The following is a 15,079-nucleotide window of genomic DNA, read 5'->3' on the forward strand; positions in this document are numbered from 1 at the left end:
TGTCATCATCCGCCCCCAGAACGGCCCCACAGCCGCCCTAAGAGGTCCTAACAGAGGCCGTCGATCATGTGACTGTCGAGCTGGTTGCTCGTTGGTCCCGTCGTGGGAAAGGGGGAGTCGCGGTCGTGGTTCGTGTCGGATGAACTGTGGCTGCTGATCGAGCCGTTGTTGCCCGAGCCGGGGCCGAAACTGGTCGAGGGCAGACCGCGGATCCCGGACCGGCAGGCGCTGTTCGGGATCTTGTTCGTGCTGCACATCGGCATCCAGCGGTAGCACCTGCCCCAGGAGCTGGGCTTCGGGTCTGGCATGACCTGCTGGCGGCGCCTCGCCGCCTGGAACGAGGCCAGCGTGTGGGACGAACTGCATCTTGTGCTGCTGTGCTGCTGTGCTGCTGAGGAAGCTACGGGCAGCGAAGAAGCGGGACACGTCGCGGGCGGTGATCACGCGCTGCCATGAGCATGCCTGGGGTAGGCCGCCGGCCGATTTCGATCTGACCCGTCAGGGGCACGCGGACATAACCCGGCACTCGCTGCCGTTCTCCGCCTCAGAGATTTTCGACGTTGAGAACCACGAGGGCGTCCTGGTGACGTACGAGCGTGAACTGCCCGGAGACCCGATGCGGGTCGACTCCACACACGCGGCCTATGAGCGCGAGCTGCCCACACAGCACAACGACGCACTCCTCGCCGTTCTGCGGGGTCTGGCCTCCGTGCCGGGTACCGACGCCATGCGTCAGTTGACTGTGCAGGGTGACGACCGTCCGTTGTGGCGGGATCACGACTGCTTCCGCGACGCGCTCGCGGCTCTGGTTGCCCGGGCCGCACCGGGCTCTTCGTCCACGAACTCGGGTACGCGCCGGCGACCCTCACCCTTTTGAGGTGGTTGATACCGCACTCGACCACGTGGCGCTCGCGGTAGTAGTCGGCAGGGTCAAAGCGCGGTGGCCGGCCACCAGCCGACCGTGGGCACCGGCCAATGCAGTGCGCGGCGCCTTCCGATTCCAGTGGCTCATCCTCCGCTGGGAAAACTTGCCGGTCCGAGACGGCGGCGACGTGCTCGCTGTCGGCAAGTCGCCCCGCAGTAGCGGGCCGGGCGGCCAGTGGGCCGGGCGTCGAGCCGGGCACCGCACTGATCGCACCGTGGCGCCGCGTGAAGCGTGCCGGGCATGTCACGGAACGCCTGCCCTTCCGTGACGGATCCAGGACTCCGCAGGCTCTCCAGCGCCAGCCGCACCATGCGGGTGCCTCCGTTGCGGTCGCGGTGTGCGCCCCGCATCGTCGCGCACCCGACGGTGAGCGCGGCGACGTCGTCCGCGCTGACATCGATGCGGACCCCGCCGACCTGCTGGGCTGCGCGGAGCAGTTCGTCGAGTGTCTGGCGGAACCGCCGCGCCGACGCGGCCAGGCCCGGGCGCGGCCAGCTCGTTTCCGTGGTCAGGGCGTCGCACGCGTGCTTGCGCCCGTGGGACGTGTCGACGACCTGCAGGAGGAAGCCGAAGAACGCCGCGACAGGGTCAGTGCGGGCTGCCCACCGTCGAGCGGCGTCCACCAAGTCGTCGATCTGCTGGACGAGTACGGCCTCCAGCAGAATCTCCTTGCTCGGGAAGTGCCGGTACACGGTGCCGGCGCCGACCCCCGCCTGCCGTGCGATCGCGCCGAGCGAGATGTCCAGGCCGTGCTCGTCGAACGCCCGGGATGCGGCGGCGAGGACCTTCGTGCGATTGCGGCGGGCATCGGCCCGGCCGATGTCGTGGGGGGCTGCGGTCATGTCACGTAATCCCTTGTCCGTCGGACTCAACCGGGTGGAGCATTCCACATCGCCACCGGGCCCAACACGACCGTGCCCACCGACAATCCCGGGGCGGAGGACGACATGACCACTGACCGCTTGGTCGTCGTGACCGGTGCGACCGGTCGGCAGGGCGGCGCCACCGCGCGTCGGCTCCTGGCGGCCGGCAGGCCGGTGCGCGCGCTGGTGCGGGACACGACCGCTCCCGCCGCCAAGGCACTCGAAACCGCCGGAGCCGAGCTCGTGCGCGGCGACTTCGACGACCCGTCGAGTCTGCCGGCGGCGCTGGGGGGAGCTGCGGCACTGTTCGCCGTACCGCCCGTGGCATTTGGGCCGGCCGGCACCGACGTGGAGCAGGAGTTCGCCCGGGGCCGGGCACTGATCGATGCCGCGGCCGCCGTGGGGGTCGAGCACATCGTGTTCACGGGTGTGGCGTCCACGCCGGGCCGTCCGGGCGGCTCCGAGGGGAAGAAACGCATCGAGGACCACCTGCGTGAGCGGATCCGGTCGGTGACCGTACTGCGTCCGGTGCGCTTCATGTCGAACTATCTCGGCTCGACACCCATCGGAGTCGACGGCATCGTCCACGGCGTGCACCGGCACATCTTCCCGCCGGACGAACCTGTCCAGATCATCGCGGTGGAGGACATCGCCGAATTCGCCGCGCTGGCCTTCGACCAGCCGGACCGATTCGCGGGGCGAAGTCTGGAGCTGGCCGGGGACGCCCCCACCCCGGCCGAGGCAGTTGCCGCAATCAGCGAGGCCACTGGTGCCACAGTGCGCTACGAGCAGATCACCCACACCGAGGCCGCCGCACTCAGCCCCGAGATCGCCCAGGTCCGGGAGCGCTGGGCAGCCGGATCGCGCTGGCATGCCGACGTCGAAGCGCTGCGCATCATCCACCCCGGACTGCGTACGCTCGCGGACTGGCTTGCCGAATCCGGCGCCGCCCTGCTGCGGAGGCGACTCCTCGAAACCGCCTAGTACTCCGGCTGTTGGTCGTGATCTTGCTGGTCGGGCCGGTGCGGACATGGGTGCGGCCACCGCTGATCATCGTGAGTTGTGTGGACTGACGACGAGACGGTGGCCGCAGGTCACAGCCGAAGTTTGTTGAGTCTGTCGCCCGGGATACGGTCACGAACGCCGCCGAGGTCTGAAGTCACCGTGATCTCGGTGGACGGCCAGTCCAGAACGGTCAGCTCGGGCCACTCCTCCTGCCACCGAGCCGCCTTGGCCTCATAGACAGACCGCGGGGCGAGCACCGGGTTCGGCCGGAGGACGAGGTTGAACACGTCCGACAGCCCATGGGGTGCATAGACACGCCACCGCCCGTCCGTGTCCACACGTACTCCCAGACAGCATGTGGTCGCGGCGAAGCTGTCGATCGCAGCCTCGGCGGACTCATACGGCGGACACGGGACACCGAACTTGTCCTCGTACCAGAGGTGAACCCGTGCCTCGTTCCTGATCTCAACCTCTGCGGGCAGATCGGCAAAGGCCTCCCGGCCGGCCTGGATCACTGCGTCCTCCGCCTCCCAGGAAAGATCGCTGCCATCGAAGTAGAAGACGTCGTAGTCCTTGATGCCGCTGGTCGGAGGCTTCTCCGTGACCACGTTCCATACCGTTTGGAACAGGCACCCGGCCGTCACATACCACCCAGGCAGGCCCAATGCCGGAGTTCGCGCAAGCACTTCCGTCAACACGTGGTTACGGGAAAGCACCGAACGAAGGGACTCAAGTTGCTGGTCAAGAGGGAGTCGGCTGATCACCGGCCCTGCCTACCACAACTCGCCCATGGGCAGCCTCGATCAACTTCGATTGACCGACACACCGACTGGATGGTTACGTAACTCGACAACATTCCGGGCCCGCTTGATCAACATCTGTTGCCCGAACTCGGCATCAACCGTTCTCGCCCCACACCGACGAAGCCACGGCAGGCAAGGTCCTGGATCCGGTGGCGGCCCTGCAGGAGTCCGTGGACAAAGCGAAGGTCACGCGCGGTGAGGACACCGGTGCCGAAGCCGAGGTCCACGAGTCGCCCGCTAAGAAGAAGACCGCGAAGGCCTTGGCGACGAAGACCGCTGCACACAAGCCCCGTCGTAGCGCGTAGCCGTACATATCGCCGGGCTGGCTTGCCCTGTTGGGCGGCGACAGCCGTGCTGGTCGTCAGATGTCAGACTCGTTCCAGAGGCCGGTGCGGCCCGCTGGGAAGCTCTGCTGTGATCGTGTCGCCCGGGCGCACTGCGCCGCCCTGTTTCACGATGCTCATGATTCCGGCCCTGCGCACGATGTGCCCCGCGTCGTCGCGGCCGACAACCTGCTTCAGCAGCCCATCCTGGAAGTTGTCGATCTGCAGGCAGGGATTGCGAAGGCCGGTCACCTCCAGCACTGCATGGTTGCCGATGCGCAACAGCGTGCCGACCGGCAGACCCAGCAGATCGATGCCGCGGGTGGTGATGTTCTCGCCGAGGTCACCGGGCGCCACCTTGAATCCCGCTGCACTGACCTCGGCGAAGAGCTCTTCATGGATGAGGTGGACCTGGCGCAGGTTCGGCTGGGTGGGGTCCTGCGCGACCCGCGAGCGGTGCTTGACCGTCACGCCAGCATGTACATCACCCTCCACACCGAGCCCCGCGAGCAGCATGATGCTCTCCCGGTTCGGCTTGGTGAACGAGTACTCGCCGTTGCTGCTGACTGCCGTGACTGTCCCGCTCATCCTCGGTCCCCTCCAGTGAGAATGGTCAGTGACGACTTTAGCCGGGGCCTCAAGGCGCAGCAGCCACGATCGATCGCAGGTGGACTGTTAGGGATCCGCCCGCCCCCCACCGGCCGCAGCCCCCCACCGGCCGCAGCCCCCCACCGGCCGCAGCGCCCCACCGGCCGCAGCGCCCCACCGGCCGCAGCCCCCCACCCACCGCAGCGCCCCCCACCGGCCGCAGCGCGGCCTGCCCGGAGGGTGAGCTGGCGCGGCCTGTCCGGGACAGTGGCGAGGGTCACTGCGCGCTGCACGGGCGTGGATTGATGACCTGCGGGTTGAGGGGTAAGTGGTTGTCGTCCTGCATGTATTTGCCCGGTGGTGATGGCTGCCCGGGCAGGGAAGAGCACCCGGAGTTGTGATCGCGATGAAGTACTCGGAGAACGGGCGTCCCGTGCCTGGTGACGGGCCAGGTGTGGTTCGGCGGGCGGACCTTGCCAGGCAGTTGGCTGAGCTGAGGCAGGAGATCGACCAGTTGCAGGAAGCGGTCACGTCGCATGCGGTTGTGGACCAGGCCATCGGCGTGGTCATCTCCTTGGGTGGACTCCCCCCGGAGCGGGGGTTCGAGGTGCTGCGGGTGGTCTCCCAGCGCACCAACATCAAGCTCCGGAAAGTGGCCGCGCTGATCGTGAACTGGCCGGGCGGCGGACAGTTGCCCGATGCCCTCCGGAAAGCGTTGGATCAGGCTCTGGTGGACGTACTTTCTCCCTGACGGGCGCACGTCCTGAACCCCCGCAGATCCCGGGCGCCGGGTGGTCACGGGGCTGCGGGCGGCGCGGCTGGAGGGGCGGCGTGCTCGCCGGTGACGAGGTAGACCATGCGTCGGACGATGGAGACGGCGGGTCGGATATCGACCGGACCGACTCCTGACGCCACTGCTGCGTGGGCTTGAGCGCGTCCCGTCCAGCCCGCTGCCCGGCGGCCCGCCCGCCCAGGTCCTCGCCCTGCACGAACAGTTGAAGCCCCGCAGGCCAGGCGTCGTCGGTTGGCGACGGGCTCGTTGCCTCGTCCTACGGGGTGGTGAGGGTGTCGAGCCGGGCGGCGAGGTCGGGGTGGGTGGCGAGCAGATGGGGGCGGGCGGCGGTCAGGGGGGCGATGAGGTCGGCGGGGTCGTCGTGGGCGAGGGCCGCGTGGAGCTCGCGCACCGGGCGGCGGGCGGCGGGGGCAAGGTCGGTGAGTGCGGTGATCTGGCCGGCGAGGCGGCGCAGGTCGGCCGCGTTGCGGCGGGCCCGGGTGGCGGTGCTCCGTTCGGCGGCGCGGGCCTGGCGGGTGGCTGTCACGCGCTGTTCGCCGGTGGTCCCGGCCGGGCCGGGACGGCCGCGCAGGTAGCGGCGTTCGGCGGCCTGACGGCTGGCGACGCCGAGGGGGTGGGCGAGGTCGGCCCAGCTGGCTCCCGCGTCGCGGGCGGTCTCGATCAGGCCGGTCTCCCATCCGGCGAGCTGCTCGCGCACCTCGCGCAGCAGCACCAGGGAGGCCAGCGCCTGCTCCGGGCCGGGGCCGGCGGCGTCGGGGGTCTCGTGCTGGGCGTCGCGCAGGGCGTCGTCTATGGCGGCAAGGGCCGCCACGGCGGCGAGAAAGGACGCCGGGCTGTGGGCGCCGGTGCTGGTCGTGGGCGGCTGGTCGGCCGGGGTCACGGACACCTCCCTCGGGTTGTCGTCAAGAGGACGACATCGTGTTTGTCATCCATTGGATGACATGTTACAACGGTGTCAGTGGAGCGCATTGGCAGTAACTGCCTGAACCTGCTGGAGGTGTTTTCCGATGTTGATGCGCACTGACCCCTTCCGTGAGCTGGACCGGCTGGCGCAGCAGCTGATGGGCCCGGGTACCTGGTCGAAGCCGTCGGCGATGCCGATGGACGCCTACCGCGAGAACGACGAGTACGTGGTGGCCTTCGACCTTCCCGGTGTCACCGCGGATGCGATCGACGTCGATGTCGAGCGGAACATGCTGACCGTCAAGGCCGAGCGGCGGCCGGTGACGAAGGCCGACGACGTGCAGATGGAGCTGTCCGAGCGGCCGCTGGGTGTCTTCTCCCGCCAGCTCGTGCTCGCCGACACCCTCGACACCGAGCACATCCAGGCCGACTACGACGCGGGCGTGCTGACGCTGCGCATCCCGATCGCCGAGCGCGCCAAGCCCCGCAAGATCTCCATCGGCGTCGGATCCGGCCGCAAGGAGATCTCCGGCTGACACCGGCCGCACGGGTGCGGAGGACGGGCACCTGATCTCCCCCTCACCCCGCCCTTCGCACCCCCGTGGGCAGTCCGAAGAAGAAGGGGGCCGCCGTGATGACTCTGCGACACGAAGCGTTCCTCGGCCACGTGAAGGAACGCGGCGAGTACGACACCCTGGAGGAAGCCGAGCGCGCGGCCCGCGTGGTGCTCGCCCTGCTCGGCGCGCACCTGGTCGGCGACGTCCGCGCCCAGTTGGCGGCGCGCCTGCCGGAGGAGTTCGCCCTGATCCTGCTCAACCCGCTGCAGAGCGCCGAGCCGCTGCCGCCGGAGCGGTTCGTCCGCGCAACCGCCGCGTGGATCGAGGGCACCACCGAGCAGACCGCGGCCTGGGACGTCAGCGCCGTGCTGTCCACCGTCGCCGACGCGGCCGACGAGGACCTGCTGGGCCAGATCCTGCTCCAGCTCCCCGCCGGTTACGACCTGCTCTTCGGTCGCCCCCAGCCCACCTGACCCATACCGGGGTGCCGCGCACCGGCACCCCGGCTTCACGAAAGGCATGCACCGCAGTGATCACCGACGTGCGCGTACCGCTCGAGCACCAGCAGCCGTACGGGACGGCGTATGAGCAGATGCTGGAGAAGGTCCGCTACGAAGGCGCCTACCCCACCCGTGAGAGAGCCGAGGAAGCCGTCCGCCTGATCCTTGCGGGGCTGGGACGTCAGCTGACCGGCGACGAGCGCGTCGACCTGGCCGCCTGCCTGCCCCTGGAAGCGGCACGTGTCCTGACCGCGCAGATCCCCGACGCACAGCCGCTGACCGGATGGGGCTTCGTCAAGGACCTCGCCGCCCGCTCCGGTGCCTCCCTGGCCACCACCCGCTGGGACACCGGCTCCGTGTTCTCCGCCGTCGCCGCCCACGCCGGCCACGACCTCGTCACCCGCATCCTGCACCAACTCCCGACCGGCTACGCGCTGCTGTTCGGCCGCGCCGAGCTCACCTCGGCCGCGTAAACGAGCCGTGCCCTTCCAGCGCCGGGGGGCATCGCAGACGGCGGCGCATGCACGATTCGTCAAGCCCCTCGGCACTGCCCGGCGGCCCCGGGTGCTGCACCCGGCACTCGGGGCCGAAACAGGGTCCCGCCCCGATCCCCTCCCACTGTGCCGCTCAGCAGGGATGTCGTTTCGACGGTGATCCCGGGAGCCACTGGCTTGGGTCTGTTGATCACCATCGTCTGAGCTGACCGTGCTTACGCGGGCAAGCTCGTGACCTGGGCCAAACGCCATCTCAACCTGACGGTCAAGACCATCAGCCGTCCCAAGGACACCACCGGTTTCGTCGTGATCCCCAGGCGTTGGGTCGTCGAACGGAGCCTGGCCTGGATGGTGAACGCCCGCCGCCATGCCCGCGATTACGAGCGGCTCGTCCAGCACTCCGAAACCCTCATCACCTGGGCCGTTATCACCCCCAGGACCAGGCGATTGACCCCCAAGAAGCCCCCCTTCGGCTGGTCGAAGAAGTCCCAGCCGACGGCCTGAGCCTGGACGACACCCTGGTCTGACACTCCGGGTTCACCGTTCCCACCATGATTCGTCCTCGGGCCTCGACAGGAGTCACGGGTGCACGACGTGGTGCGCTGACTGTCCGGGAGAAGGGGCGATGGCCGGTCCGCAGCAGCCGGAGCTGCTGCGGGGGCGTGGTGGCGAACCACGCTATGCCTGCCATCGGTGCGACAGTCCGGCCCGCAAGGGTCCAACACCCGTAACCGTTGAGGCCGCGTCTTCTGGGCGGTGGGCGACAGTGCGCGCATCGCCGGTCTCTATTGTCTCGAACGGCGCTGGGCGGCCTGCTGGAGGATCCGCCGGCGGGTCCACCGCCGGTGGCCGCCCTTCGTGAGCTCATCGGTTTCGGCCAGCAGGGGAAGGTTTCCCTGGGAAACACTGCTGGAGAAGTTGTTGACGCTCTTGTAGCCCAGTAGGGCCGCGGCCTGGGTGGCCCCCAGCAGCTCGTCGGGATCACCGTCGACCGGGACGTCGGGCAACGCAGGGGCGGCACGCTTCGCTCCGACGCGTTTGCCGCTGCCCGGCCGGGTGGCCATCCAGTCCAGCAGCGTCTGCACGCGCCACAACCGCCGGCCACTGTCGGGATTCTTCGAGTTCGGCATCGTCTCGACGGTATCCGGGTCGGGAAAGTACCCGGGATGCTCGCGGACGAAGGTGGTGACCTGGTTGGCGTTCTTGTAGCCGAGGAACTGGGACGCCTCGGCTGCGGTGAGCAGGTCCTGCGGATTGCGTGCGGGCGGTGCGTGCTCGACGAGCCGGGCTTGCTGACGCCCGGCGAACCACTCGTCAACCGCGTTGACATCCCACAGGCGGCCGCCGCCGGCTCTTTTGCCGGCGGGCTCGGGGAAGGCCACACCGGCCGCGTTCAGGGGGCGTTCGTTGGCGAGAGTGTAGATCCGGCTGACGGCCAGCTGGTGTGTGGCCGCGATCTCTGCGGCGTCGGCCAGGCGAGGCGTTCGGTGCGAGGTCATGCCAGCTGGGATCCGTCCTGTCACAGGCGAGCCGGCCTGCCCGACTCACGAGTCTCATAAAGGCAGGAACCTCAAGGGGCGGTCCCGTACGCTGCCCAGGTTTTTCCCGGGCGGAGCGACATCAGGCATCACTCGTCCGGGACCAGGACCACGCCGCGACCTGGGACATCTCCACATACGACAGCGCCGCCGGAGTCATCTCCCACTGGGACACAGCGACCAGAAGTAGCAGTTCGTCGCGGTCCTGGGACGCGTCGCAGCGCATGCCTGCCGCGGTCGCGGCCTCCGCCAGGTCTCTGCTGGACAGCCCGGACCACCGTGCCTCCGCCGCTCGGCGCAGGTCGTCGAAACCCTGGTGGTACAGCTCGCTCGCTTCGCGAAGGATTAGCACCAAGTCCTCGTCGTGGCTGACTGGTGCAGCCGCGGCGAGGTCGAGAAGGCGCTGAGGGGACATCGTCACTACGAGAAGTATCCCCTTTCAAGGGAGGTGGAGGGGCAGAGGCAGCCGGTGGCCTCAGTGCGGGGCAGTGCACCCCTCGCATAGGGGTCGCCTGGAACGGCGGGCCGGGTCAGGCGTCTTGCGGGGCTCCAGCGCGAGGGCCGCCCGGACCCGCACCTGCGAGGCGGGGAACTCCGGACCGTCATCCGGGCACACGATGCCCGGATCGGGCGCCCCGCACGTAGTGGCGTGCCGGATCAGGTCGGTGAGGCGCCAGTCGGCACGGAAGCTGCACTACGTCAGCGTGCGGGGCCAAACCACCAGCTAAGGAGGCCAACACGCACGAATCTGCACGGGCAGTTGGCCTCCCAGGGAGCAGTCCGCGTCCTGGTCCAGCGACGTCGAACCTGACTCCGCGCGACGAGACGCCGGGGCAGACCCTTCGCTGGACTCGACGCCTTGCGTGCGAAATATGCCCCCGCCCGGTATCCCCGGGCGGGGGCATGGCGCGGCCGGAGCACATCACGGTCCGCGATAATTGACGGTTACCGCGTTGCGGTGGCCAGTGCCGCGCGGATGGCGTCCTCGCCGACCGGCTGGCCCTCCTCGTTCGAGTACGGCCCGTACGGTGTTCCCCACACCGGCGTGCCCGTCGCCTGCCGCCAGCTGTCGGCCAGCGTTCCCGCGTCCACCACGCTGTAGCCGATGGAGTCGATGAACTCGGTCACTGCCGCCTTGGCCGGTGCGAAGTCACCGGCGATCGGCAGATAGGAGCGGTCGGCCGCCCCATCCGGGCGGGCGAGTGACAGCAGGTGCTTGAAGAAGATGTTGTTGAACGCCTTCACGAGCAGGGCGTCCGGGACGTACCGCAGAAGCAGCTCGCTCGAGGTGAGGGACTTACTGTCGAGCTCGGGGATGTGTCCGTCACGCTCGGGGCCGTAGTTGCAGGTGTCGATGACCGTCTTCCCGGCCAGCGGTGCGGCGGGCACGTTGGGGAAGGCGCTGACCGGCACCGTGACCACGACAATGTCACCGGCCGCCGCGGCCTCTTCGCTCGTCGCCGCGGACGCCCGCGGCCCCAGTTCCGCGGCCGTGTCCACAAGCGTTTCGGGACCGCGCGAGTTGCTGAGCACCACCTGGTGCCCGGCCCCGACAGCGAGTCGCGCGAGGGCCCTGCCGATGCTTCCGCTTCCGATGAATCCCACAGTCGTCATAATCTCAACGTCCTTGATAAAAGCTGAACTTGCCGGTTGCCGGGCTCGTTACGATCCCGGTTCCCGTTGTCAGCCGGCGGGGAAATAGTGGCCGTTGTCCAGATCGGCGAGCAGGCCGGGCCGGGCGGGTTCCCAGCCGAGGGTCCGGCGGGTGATGAGGTTGGACGCCGGGTAGCTCTGCGTGGCGATATTCGTGAGGAACCCGAAGTAACCCGGCGTCATCAGGGCATCGTTGGGAACGCTCACGGCGGGCAGGCCCAGGCGGCTGGCGATGGCCTCTGCGATGTCGCGGAACGGGATGGCCCCGTCCCCAACCGCGTGCCAGTATCTGCCAGCTGACCCCTTCTCCAGCGCCAGGCGGAACAAAATGGCGACATCGCGGATGTGCACGGCGTTCCACAGGTTCGCGCCGTCGCCGTGGTAGCCGACGAACCCCTTTTCCTTCGCGAGCGCGATCAGCGTGGGGAGGAAGCCGGCACGATCGGTCGTGCTGTGGGCGATGTTGGCGATCCGCACGACCGAAGACCGCACCCCCTGCTCGGCGAGGTCGACTACGGCCCTTTCCACGACGTTGCGGATCCGCAGGGTGCCTTTGTGCTCCTCGCCGGCGGGGAGGGCCGGGTCCTCCTCAATGGCCGGCCGGCCCAGGAGCTGCCCGGGTGAGCCAATGCTCCCCGCCGTGACCAGCGGCTTTCCGGTTCCCGCCAGCGCCTCGCCGTACGCGAGCATGATCGGGAGCTCCGCAGCGGCCACGGCGTCCATCCCGCCGGAGGGCAGCAGATCCTGCCTGTGCGCGACGTGGATGACGCCATCGGAGCCCGAGGCTGCCTCCTTGAGTCCGTCGAGATCCTGAAGGTCGCCGCGACGTACCTTCGCGCCGAGCGCGGACAGGGCCGCCGCGGAAGCGTCCGACCGGGCCAGGCCGGTGACCTCGTGCCCGGCGGCGATGAGCTCGGGGATGATGTATGAACCGGAATGGCCGGTCCCCCCAGCGACGAAAACGCGCATCTGATTGTCCTTGTGAGGGTCGGTGCAGGGTCTTTTGTGCCGTTAGTGAACTGGCGTAATACGACACGAGAGATAGTGGTAAGGGCGCGCTCAGTCGAGGAGGGTGATTCCGAAGGAGAAATTGCTGTGCTTGACGGAGTGGTTCATGAGGCCCAGTTCCAGCAGGCCGACGTTCTCCAGTGCCCGCGCCATGAAAAGTTCCCCCGTGTCCCAGGGGCGCAGCCCCAGGCTCTCGACGAACGCCGACACGCGGGCCTTCGCCTGCGCGTCGTCGCCGGCGATGAAGACATCCAGAGGGCGGCCCTCGGCCGGGCCGGCCTTCAGAATGTGGGAGAACACAGTGTTGAACGCCTTGACGACATGCGCGTCGTCGGGAGCCGCCTTGGCGATCTCCTGTGCGCCGGAACTGTCGTCGGGGACGACGAAGCCCTGCAGGTCGGGGGCTACGGGGTTGGTGATGTCGACGATGATCTTGCCGCGCAGTGCGTCCCCGTACTCCCTCACCACCGCTGCAGCGCCGGCGTACGGTACGGCGAGGACAACGATGTCCCCGGCCGGGGCGGTGCCGGCCGTCCCGACAGTGGCGCCCCCGAGCGCAGCGGCCAATTCCTTGGCCTTGGCCGGGTCGCGGCCGATGATCTCGACTGCGTTGCCGCCGGCGCGCGCCCGGGCGGCCAGGGCGCGCGCCATGTTCCCCAGGCCGATAATGCTGATGCTGCTCATGGAGTTCCTGCTTTCTGGAGCTGGATAGGACGCCATGCCCACCCCATTGTTGTCAACGGTTGTGTTGTCGACGCCGTCGAATGACGCGATGGGGGCGTTCAATTCCTGATGTGCTCATTCTGGGCCTGGGTCCTCCGATGTCGAATTCTTGTGCCGAATTCGCTCGGACCGGTAGGTACCTATTCAGGCTGCCATTGGCCTGAGTGGGCGTCCAAGACTTCTTTTCGCCGTGGTGATACCTTGGAGGCATCACCGGCTGGGAGGCGCCATGGATCTGGACCTGCGCAAACTGCGATATTTCGTCGCTGTGGCCGACCAGTTGCACTTCGGCCGCGCCGCCGATGAGCTGCACATCGCGCAGCCGGTGCTCAGCCGGCAGATCCGTGCGCTCGAGGAGGATCTCGGCGCCTCGCTGTTCACCAGGGATCGCCACGGCGTGGAGCTGACGGATGCGGGCCGGCAACTGCTGGCCGACGCCGGTCCGCTGCTGGCCTCAACCCACGCGGTCCGCCGCCGGGTGTCCGCGGCCGCCGGCGGCAAGCGGCGGCTGATGGTCGGGTTCCGGGCCGGGGTTGCAGTCACCCCGGCGGCCCGTGCGTTCGAGGACCGGCACCCGGACGTGGTCGTGGACGTGCAGCGGATCGAAGGGGACGACCAGGCTGCGATGCTGCTCGACGGCCGCATCGACGTCGGCTACGTGCGGCTGCCCATCGACGAGGCCGGCCTGCGCGTCACCCCGCTGTACACCGAGCCGCGGGTAGCGGTACTGCCGGCCGGACACCGGTTGGCCGGCAAGGCGGAGGTCACCGAGGCCGACCTGGCCGGCGAACCGCTGGTCTGGCACGGTGACCCGAGCACGCAGCCCACCAAGCGCCCGCTCCTCAATGCCGGGTACCCGGTGCGCGGGGTGGACGAGACGCTCGAGCATGTCGCGACCGGCCGGGGCATCTCCTTCCTGGCCCGTTCGGCGTCCGTGTTCTACTCGCATCCGGACGTCGTCTATGTGCCCATCCCGGATCTGGCGCCCGACCAGGTGTGCCTCGCGGTGGCGGCATCTCACACCTCACCGCTAGTAGATGACTTCGTCACTGCGGCCCAGTCGACGGCCGAGATCACGGCAGAGTGTGGGAACTACGAGATGTGGCAGCTTGGAGGCGATGCCGCCACAAGGCACGCTTGAGTAGTTCGACTGGCCCCCGTTCATCATGCGCTGAAGAGTGAAGTGGCCTGACGGAGTGGTGCTGTTGCGGCTGACCTCTGAGCCGGTTCCGTTCTTCGGCCGGCAGTTGTCCGAGGGGCCCCGAAGCACCTGAGACCGACTGGAAGTACGTGCTGCGGACGCGGCTCAAGCCGTCTGATCGTCGGCGGTCCGCCGTTCGTAGTGTCGGGAGTCCGCCTGCGGCTCCAGAACCCGACGGCGGGTTCCAGCCGACGTGTTGGCCGCCCGCCTCTAGGCCTTCGTTTCGGGCTGGCGTGGCCAGATGGACCACCCACTGATGACCAGCGTGAGTGGTTCAGCTGGCTCGGACCTCCCAGGTGCGTACGAGTCCTTCATGCGCCACCGCGTATGGATCATGCGATCAGCCGTCTGTTCGAACCGGCGGCGCGCCAGCGCCCTGGGCCGGGATGGCGGCCTCGAATTCCTGAAGTCTTCGCGGGTCGCCGGTCTCCCCGGCCGCTTCTGCCGCGGTCTGCAGCAGGCGGGCGGGCAGTTCCGTAAAACCAGCAGGCTTGGGCAAGGTGCCGGGCGGCTGGTGTGGCGTACCAGCGGTTGCGGCCGCGCGGCCGGCAGCGTGGCCGGCCCGGCCGCGGAGTGCCAAGTCAGCTTGGCACTTCCTCCCCTCGCCGGTCATCGCCGGCTGTGGCGGGGATGGCGTTGTCGATGAGGACGGCGGCGATGGCGGCGGCGGTGGGGAAGGCGTCGGCATTGAGGACCCGGGTGCGGGCCGCGGCGCCGTCGATGAGCAGCGCGAGCTGCTCGCCGAGCTGTTCAGCATCGGCGGCGCCGGCTTCGCGGGCGGTGTCGGCGAGCCGCGCGGCGACGGCTTTCTTGTACTCGCGTGCGTACTGGGATGCGGGGTGCTGGGGGTCGTGGAGTTCGACGGCGGCGGCGATGTAGGGGCACAGGGGGGTGGTGGGGGGAATGTCGAAGGCGGCGAGGAGCCGTTCGCGGGGCGTGAGGTCGGTGCGGTCGAACACGCCGGACAGAACGGAGGGGTCGAACCGGCGCAGGTACTCGGCGACGAGTTCGTCCTTGCCGGCGAAGTGCTGGTAGGCCGTGCGCTTGGACACCTCGGCCGCCGCGCAGAGCTGGTCCATGCCGGTGCGGTTGATGCCCTGCTCGCGGAACAGCTGCTGGGACGCGCTGATGATGCGCTCGCGGGCGCCCCGGCCGCGGCGGCGGCCCGTGGGGCCCTTCTCCAACTCCGTCATGGATCCACC

The 15,079-nt window shown here is 68.9% G+C and carries 17 protein-coding genes and 2 pseudogenes; 9 read left to right on the forward strand and 10 right to left on the reverse strand.

The genetic code is table 11. The features are described from left to right. Nucleotides 1–132: 132 nt before the first annotated feature. Together ACWDGI_RS41390 and ACWDGI_RS41395 are read left to right on the forward strand one after the other, a co-directional pair. Nucleotides 133–378: pseudogene (locus ACWDGI_RS41390) on the forward strand (transposase); the annotation flags it as partial. Between the two features lie 7 nt (nt 379–385). Then, complete coding sequence (locus ACWDGI_RS41395; RefSeq protein ID WP_450768255.1) at nt 386–877, forward strand: hypothetical protein; 492 nt, start codon at nt 386–388, stop codon at nt 875–877. 131 nt (nt 878–1,008) lie between these two features. On the opposite strand, the gene ACWDGI_RS41400 is transcribed toward ACWDGI_RS41395, so the two are convergent. Beyond that, nucleotides 1,009–1,767, reverse strand: a complete 759-nt coding sequence (locus ACWDGI_RS41400) for a TetR/AcrR family transcriptional regulator (RefSeq protein WP_450768204.1) — start codon at nt 1,765–1,767, stop codon at nt 1,009–1,011. Nucleotides 1,768–1,872: 105 nt separating this feature from the next. On the opposite strand from ACWDGI_RS41400, the gene ACWDGI_RS41405 reads away from it, so the two are divergent. Continuing rightward, complete coding sequence (locus tag ACWDGI_RS41405; RefSeq protein WP_450768205.1) at nt 1,873–2,772, forward strand: NmrA family NAD(P)-binding protein; 900 nt, start codon at nt 1,873–1,875, stop codon at nt 2,770–2,772. A 110-nt stretch (nt 2,773–2,882) separates the two neighbouring features. On the opposite strand, the gene ACWDGI_RS41410 is transcribed toward ACWDGI_RS41405, so the two are convergent. Then, nucleotides 2,883–3,557, reverse strand: coding sequence for a nucleotidyltransferase family protein (locus ACWDGI_RS41410; RefSeq protein WP_450768206.1), 675 nt, complete (start codon nt 3,555–3,557; stop codon nt 2,883–2,885). A 407-nt stretch (nt 3,558–3,964) separates the two neighbouring features. Next, nucleotides 3,965–4,507, reverse strand: coding sequence for an MOSC domain-containing protein (locus ACWDGI_RS41415; RefSeq protein ID WP_450768207.1), 543 nt, complete (start codon nt 4,505–4,507; stop codon nt 3,965–3,967). Between the two features lie 406 nt (nt 4,508–4,913). On the opposite strand from ACWDGI_RS41415, the gene ACWDGI_RS41420 reads away from it, so the two are divergent. Next, nucleotides 4,914–5,258 carry an ANTAR domain-containing protein gene (locus tag ACWDGI_RS41420; protein WP_450768248.1) on the forward strand — a complete coding sequence of 115 codons (345 nt, stop codon included), beginning with the start codon at nt 4,914–4,916 and terminating at the stop codon, nt 5,256–5,258. A gap of 298 nt (nt 5,259–5,556) precedes the next feature. Here ACWDGI_RS41420 and ACWDGI_RS41425 read toward each other — a convergent pair whose 3' ends face one another. Further along, a complete protein-coding gene (locus ACWDGI_RS41425) occupies nt 5,557–6,180 on the reverse strand; it encodes a type III effector protein (protein WP_450768208.1) in 624 nt (207 codons plus the stop codon). 127 nt (nt 6,181–6,307) lie between these two features. Between ACWDGI_RS41425 and ACWDGI_RS41430 the strand changes: the two genes are divergently transcribed. The 4 genes and pseudogenes from ACWDGI_RS41430 to ACWDGI_RS41445 all read left to right on the forward strand — a co-directional run. Further along, the gene (locus tag ACWDGI_RS41430; protein WP_450768209.1) at nt 6,308–6,739 is read left to right on the forward strand and encodes an Hsp20/alpha crystallin family protein; all 432 of its coding nucleotides are present in this window, start codon (nt 6,308–6,310) and stop codon (nt 6,737–6,739) included. Between the two features lie 98 nt (nt 6,740–6,837). Continuing rightward, nucleotides 6,838–7,233, forward strand: a complete 396-nt coding sequence (locus tag ACWDGI_RS41435; RefSeq protein ID WP_450768210.1) for a DUF2267 domain-containing protein — start codon at nt 6,838–6,840, stop codon at nt 7,231–7,233. A gap of 56 nt (nt 7,234–7,289) precedes the next feature. Then, nucleotides 7,290–7,733 carry a DUF2267 domain-containing protein gene (locus ACWDGI_RS41440; RefSeq protein WP_450768211.1) on the forward strand — a complete coding sequence of 148 codons (444 nt, stop codon included), beginning with the start codon at nt 7,290–7,292 and terminating at the stop codon, nt 7,731–7,733. A 225-nt stretch (nt 7,734–7,958) separates the two neighbouring features. Beyond that, a pseudogene (locus ACWDGI_RS41445) lies at nt 7,959–8,255 on the forward strand (transposase); the annotation flags it as partial. Nucleotides 8,256–8,539: 284 nt separating this feature from the next. On the opposite strand, the gene ACWDGI_RS41450 reads toward ACWDGI_RS41445, so the two are convergent. The 5 genes from ACWDGI_RS41450 to ACWDGI_RS41470 all read right to left on the reverse strand — a co-directional run bounded on the left by ACWDGI_RS41450 (nt 8,540) and on the right by ACWDGI_RS41470 (nt 12,637). Then, nucleotides 8,540–9,253, reverse strand: coding sequence for a hypothetical protein (locus ACWDGI_RS41450; protein WP_450768212.1), 714 nt, complete (start codon nt 9,251–9,253; stop codon nt 8,540–8,542). Between the two features lie 121 nt (nt 9,254–9,374). Beyond that, nucleotides 9,375–9,707, reverse strand: coding sequence for a hypothetical protein (locus ACWDGI_RS41455; protein ID WP_450768249.1), 333 nt, complete (start codon nt 9,705–9,707; stop codon nt 9,375–9,377). Nucleotides 9,708–10,237: 530 nt separating this feature from the next. Further along, entirely contained in the window at nt 10,238–10,897 is a 660-nt protein-coding gene (locus tag ACWDGI_RS41460) for an NADPH-dependent F420 reductase (RefSeq protein WP_450768250.1), read from the reverse strand. Between the two features lie 78 nt (nt 10,898–10,975). After that, the gene (locus ACWDGI_RS41465; protein WP_450768213.1) at nt 10,976–11,914 is read right to left on the reverse strand and encodes an SDR family oxidoreductase; all 939 of its coding nucleotides are present in this window, start codon (nt 11,912–11,914) and stop codon (nt 10,976–10,978) included. Between the two features lie 90 nt (nt 11,915–12,004). Next, entirely contained in the window at nt 12,005–12,637 is a 633-nt protein-coding gene (locus ACWDGI_RS41470; protein ID WP_450768214.1) for an NADPH-dependent F420 reductase, read from the reverse strand. A gap of 268 nt (nt 12,638–12,905) precedes the next feature. On the opposite strand from ACWDGI_RS41470, the gene ACWDGI_RS41475 reads away from it, so the two are divergent. Beyond that, complete coding sequence (locus ACWDGI_RS41475; RefSeq protein WP_450768215.1) at nt 12,906–13,817, forward strand: LysR family transcriptional regulator; 912 nt, start codon at nt 12,906–12,908, stop codon at nt 13,815–13,817. Between the two features lie 641 nt (nt 13,818–14,458). Here the strand turns inward: ACWDGI_RS41475 and ACWDGI_RS41480 are convergent. After that, nucleotides 14,459–15,070, reverse strand: a complete 612-nt coding sequence (locus ACWDGI_RS41480; RefSeq protein ID WP_450768216.1) for a TetR/AcrR family transcriptional regulator — start codon at nt 15,068–15,070, stop codon at nt 14,459–14,461. Between the last annotated feature and the right edge of the window lie 9 nt (nt 15,071–15,079).

Source organism: Streptomyces sp. NPDC001220, assembly GCF_053597895.1.

Bases quoted from the DNA above. Each gene is read 5' to 3' on its own strand.
- ACWDGI_RS41435 (WP_450768210.1), top strand. From the start codon at position 6,838: ATGACTCTGCGACACGAAGCGTTCCTCGGCCACGTGAAGGAACGCGGC.
- ACWDGI_RS41405 (WP_450768205.1), top strand. From the start codon at position 1,873: ATGACCACTGACCGCTTGGTCGTCGTGACCGGTGCGACCGGTCGGCAG.
- ACWDGI_RS41430 (WP_450768209.1), top strand. From the start codon at position 6,308: ATGTTGATGCGCACTGACCCCTTCCGTGAGCTGGACCGGCTGGCGCAG.
- ACWDGI_RS41400 (WP_450768204.1), bottom strand. From the start codon at position 1,767: ATGACCGCAGCCCCCCACGACATCGGCCGGGCCGATGCCCGCCGCAAT.
- ACWDGI_RS41420 (WP_450768248.1), top strand. From the start codon at position 4,914: ATGAAGTACTCGGAGAACGGGCGTCCCGTGCCTGGTGACGGGCCAGGT.
- ACWDGI_RS41475 (WP_450768215.1), top strand. From the start codon at position 12,906: ATGGATCTGGACCTGCGCAAACTGCGATATTTCGTCGCTGTGGCCGAC.
- ACWDGI_RS41450 (WP_450768212.1), bottom strand. From the start codon at position 9,253: ATGACCTCGCACCGAACGCCTCGCCTGGCCGACGCCGCAGAGATCGCG.
- ACWDGI_RS41470 (WP_450768214.1), bottom strand. From the start codon at position 12,637: ATGAGCAGCATCAGCATTATCGGCCTGGGGAACATGGCGCGCGCCCTG.
- ACWDGI_RS41455 (WP_450768249.1), bottom strand. From the start codon at position 9,707: ATGTCCCCTCAGCGCCTTCTCGACCTCGCCGCGGCTGCACCAGTCAGC.
- ACWDGI_RS41465 (WP_450768213.1), bottom strand. From the start codon at position 11,914: ATGCGCGTTTTCGTCGCTGGGGGGACCGGCCATTCCGGTTCATACATC.
- ACWDGI_RS41480 (WP_450768216.1), bottom strand. From the start codon at position 15,070: ATGACGGAGTTGGAGAAGGGCCCCACGGGCCGCCGCCGCGGCCGGGGC.
- ACWDGI_RS41415 (WP_450768207.1), bottom strand. From the start codon at position 4,507: ATGAGCGGGACAGTCACGGCAGTCAGCAGCAACGGCGAGTACTCGTTC.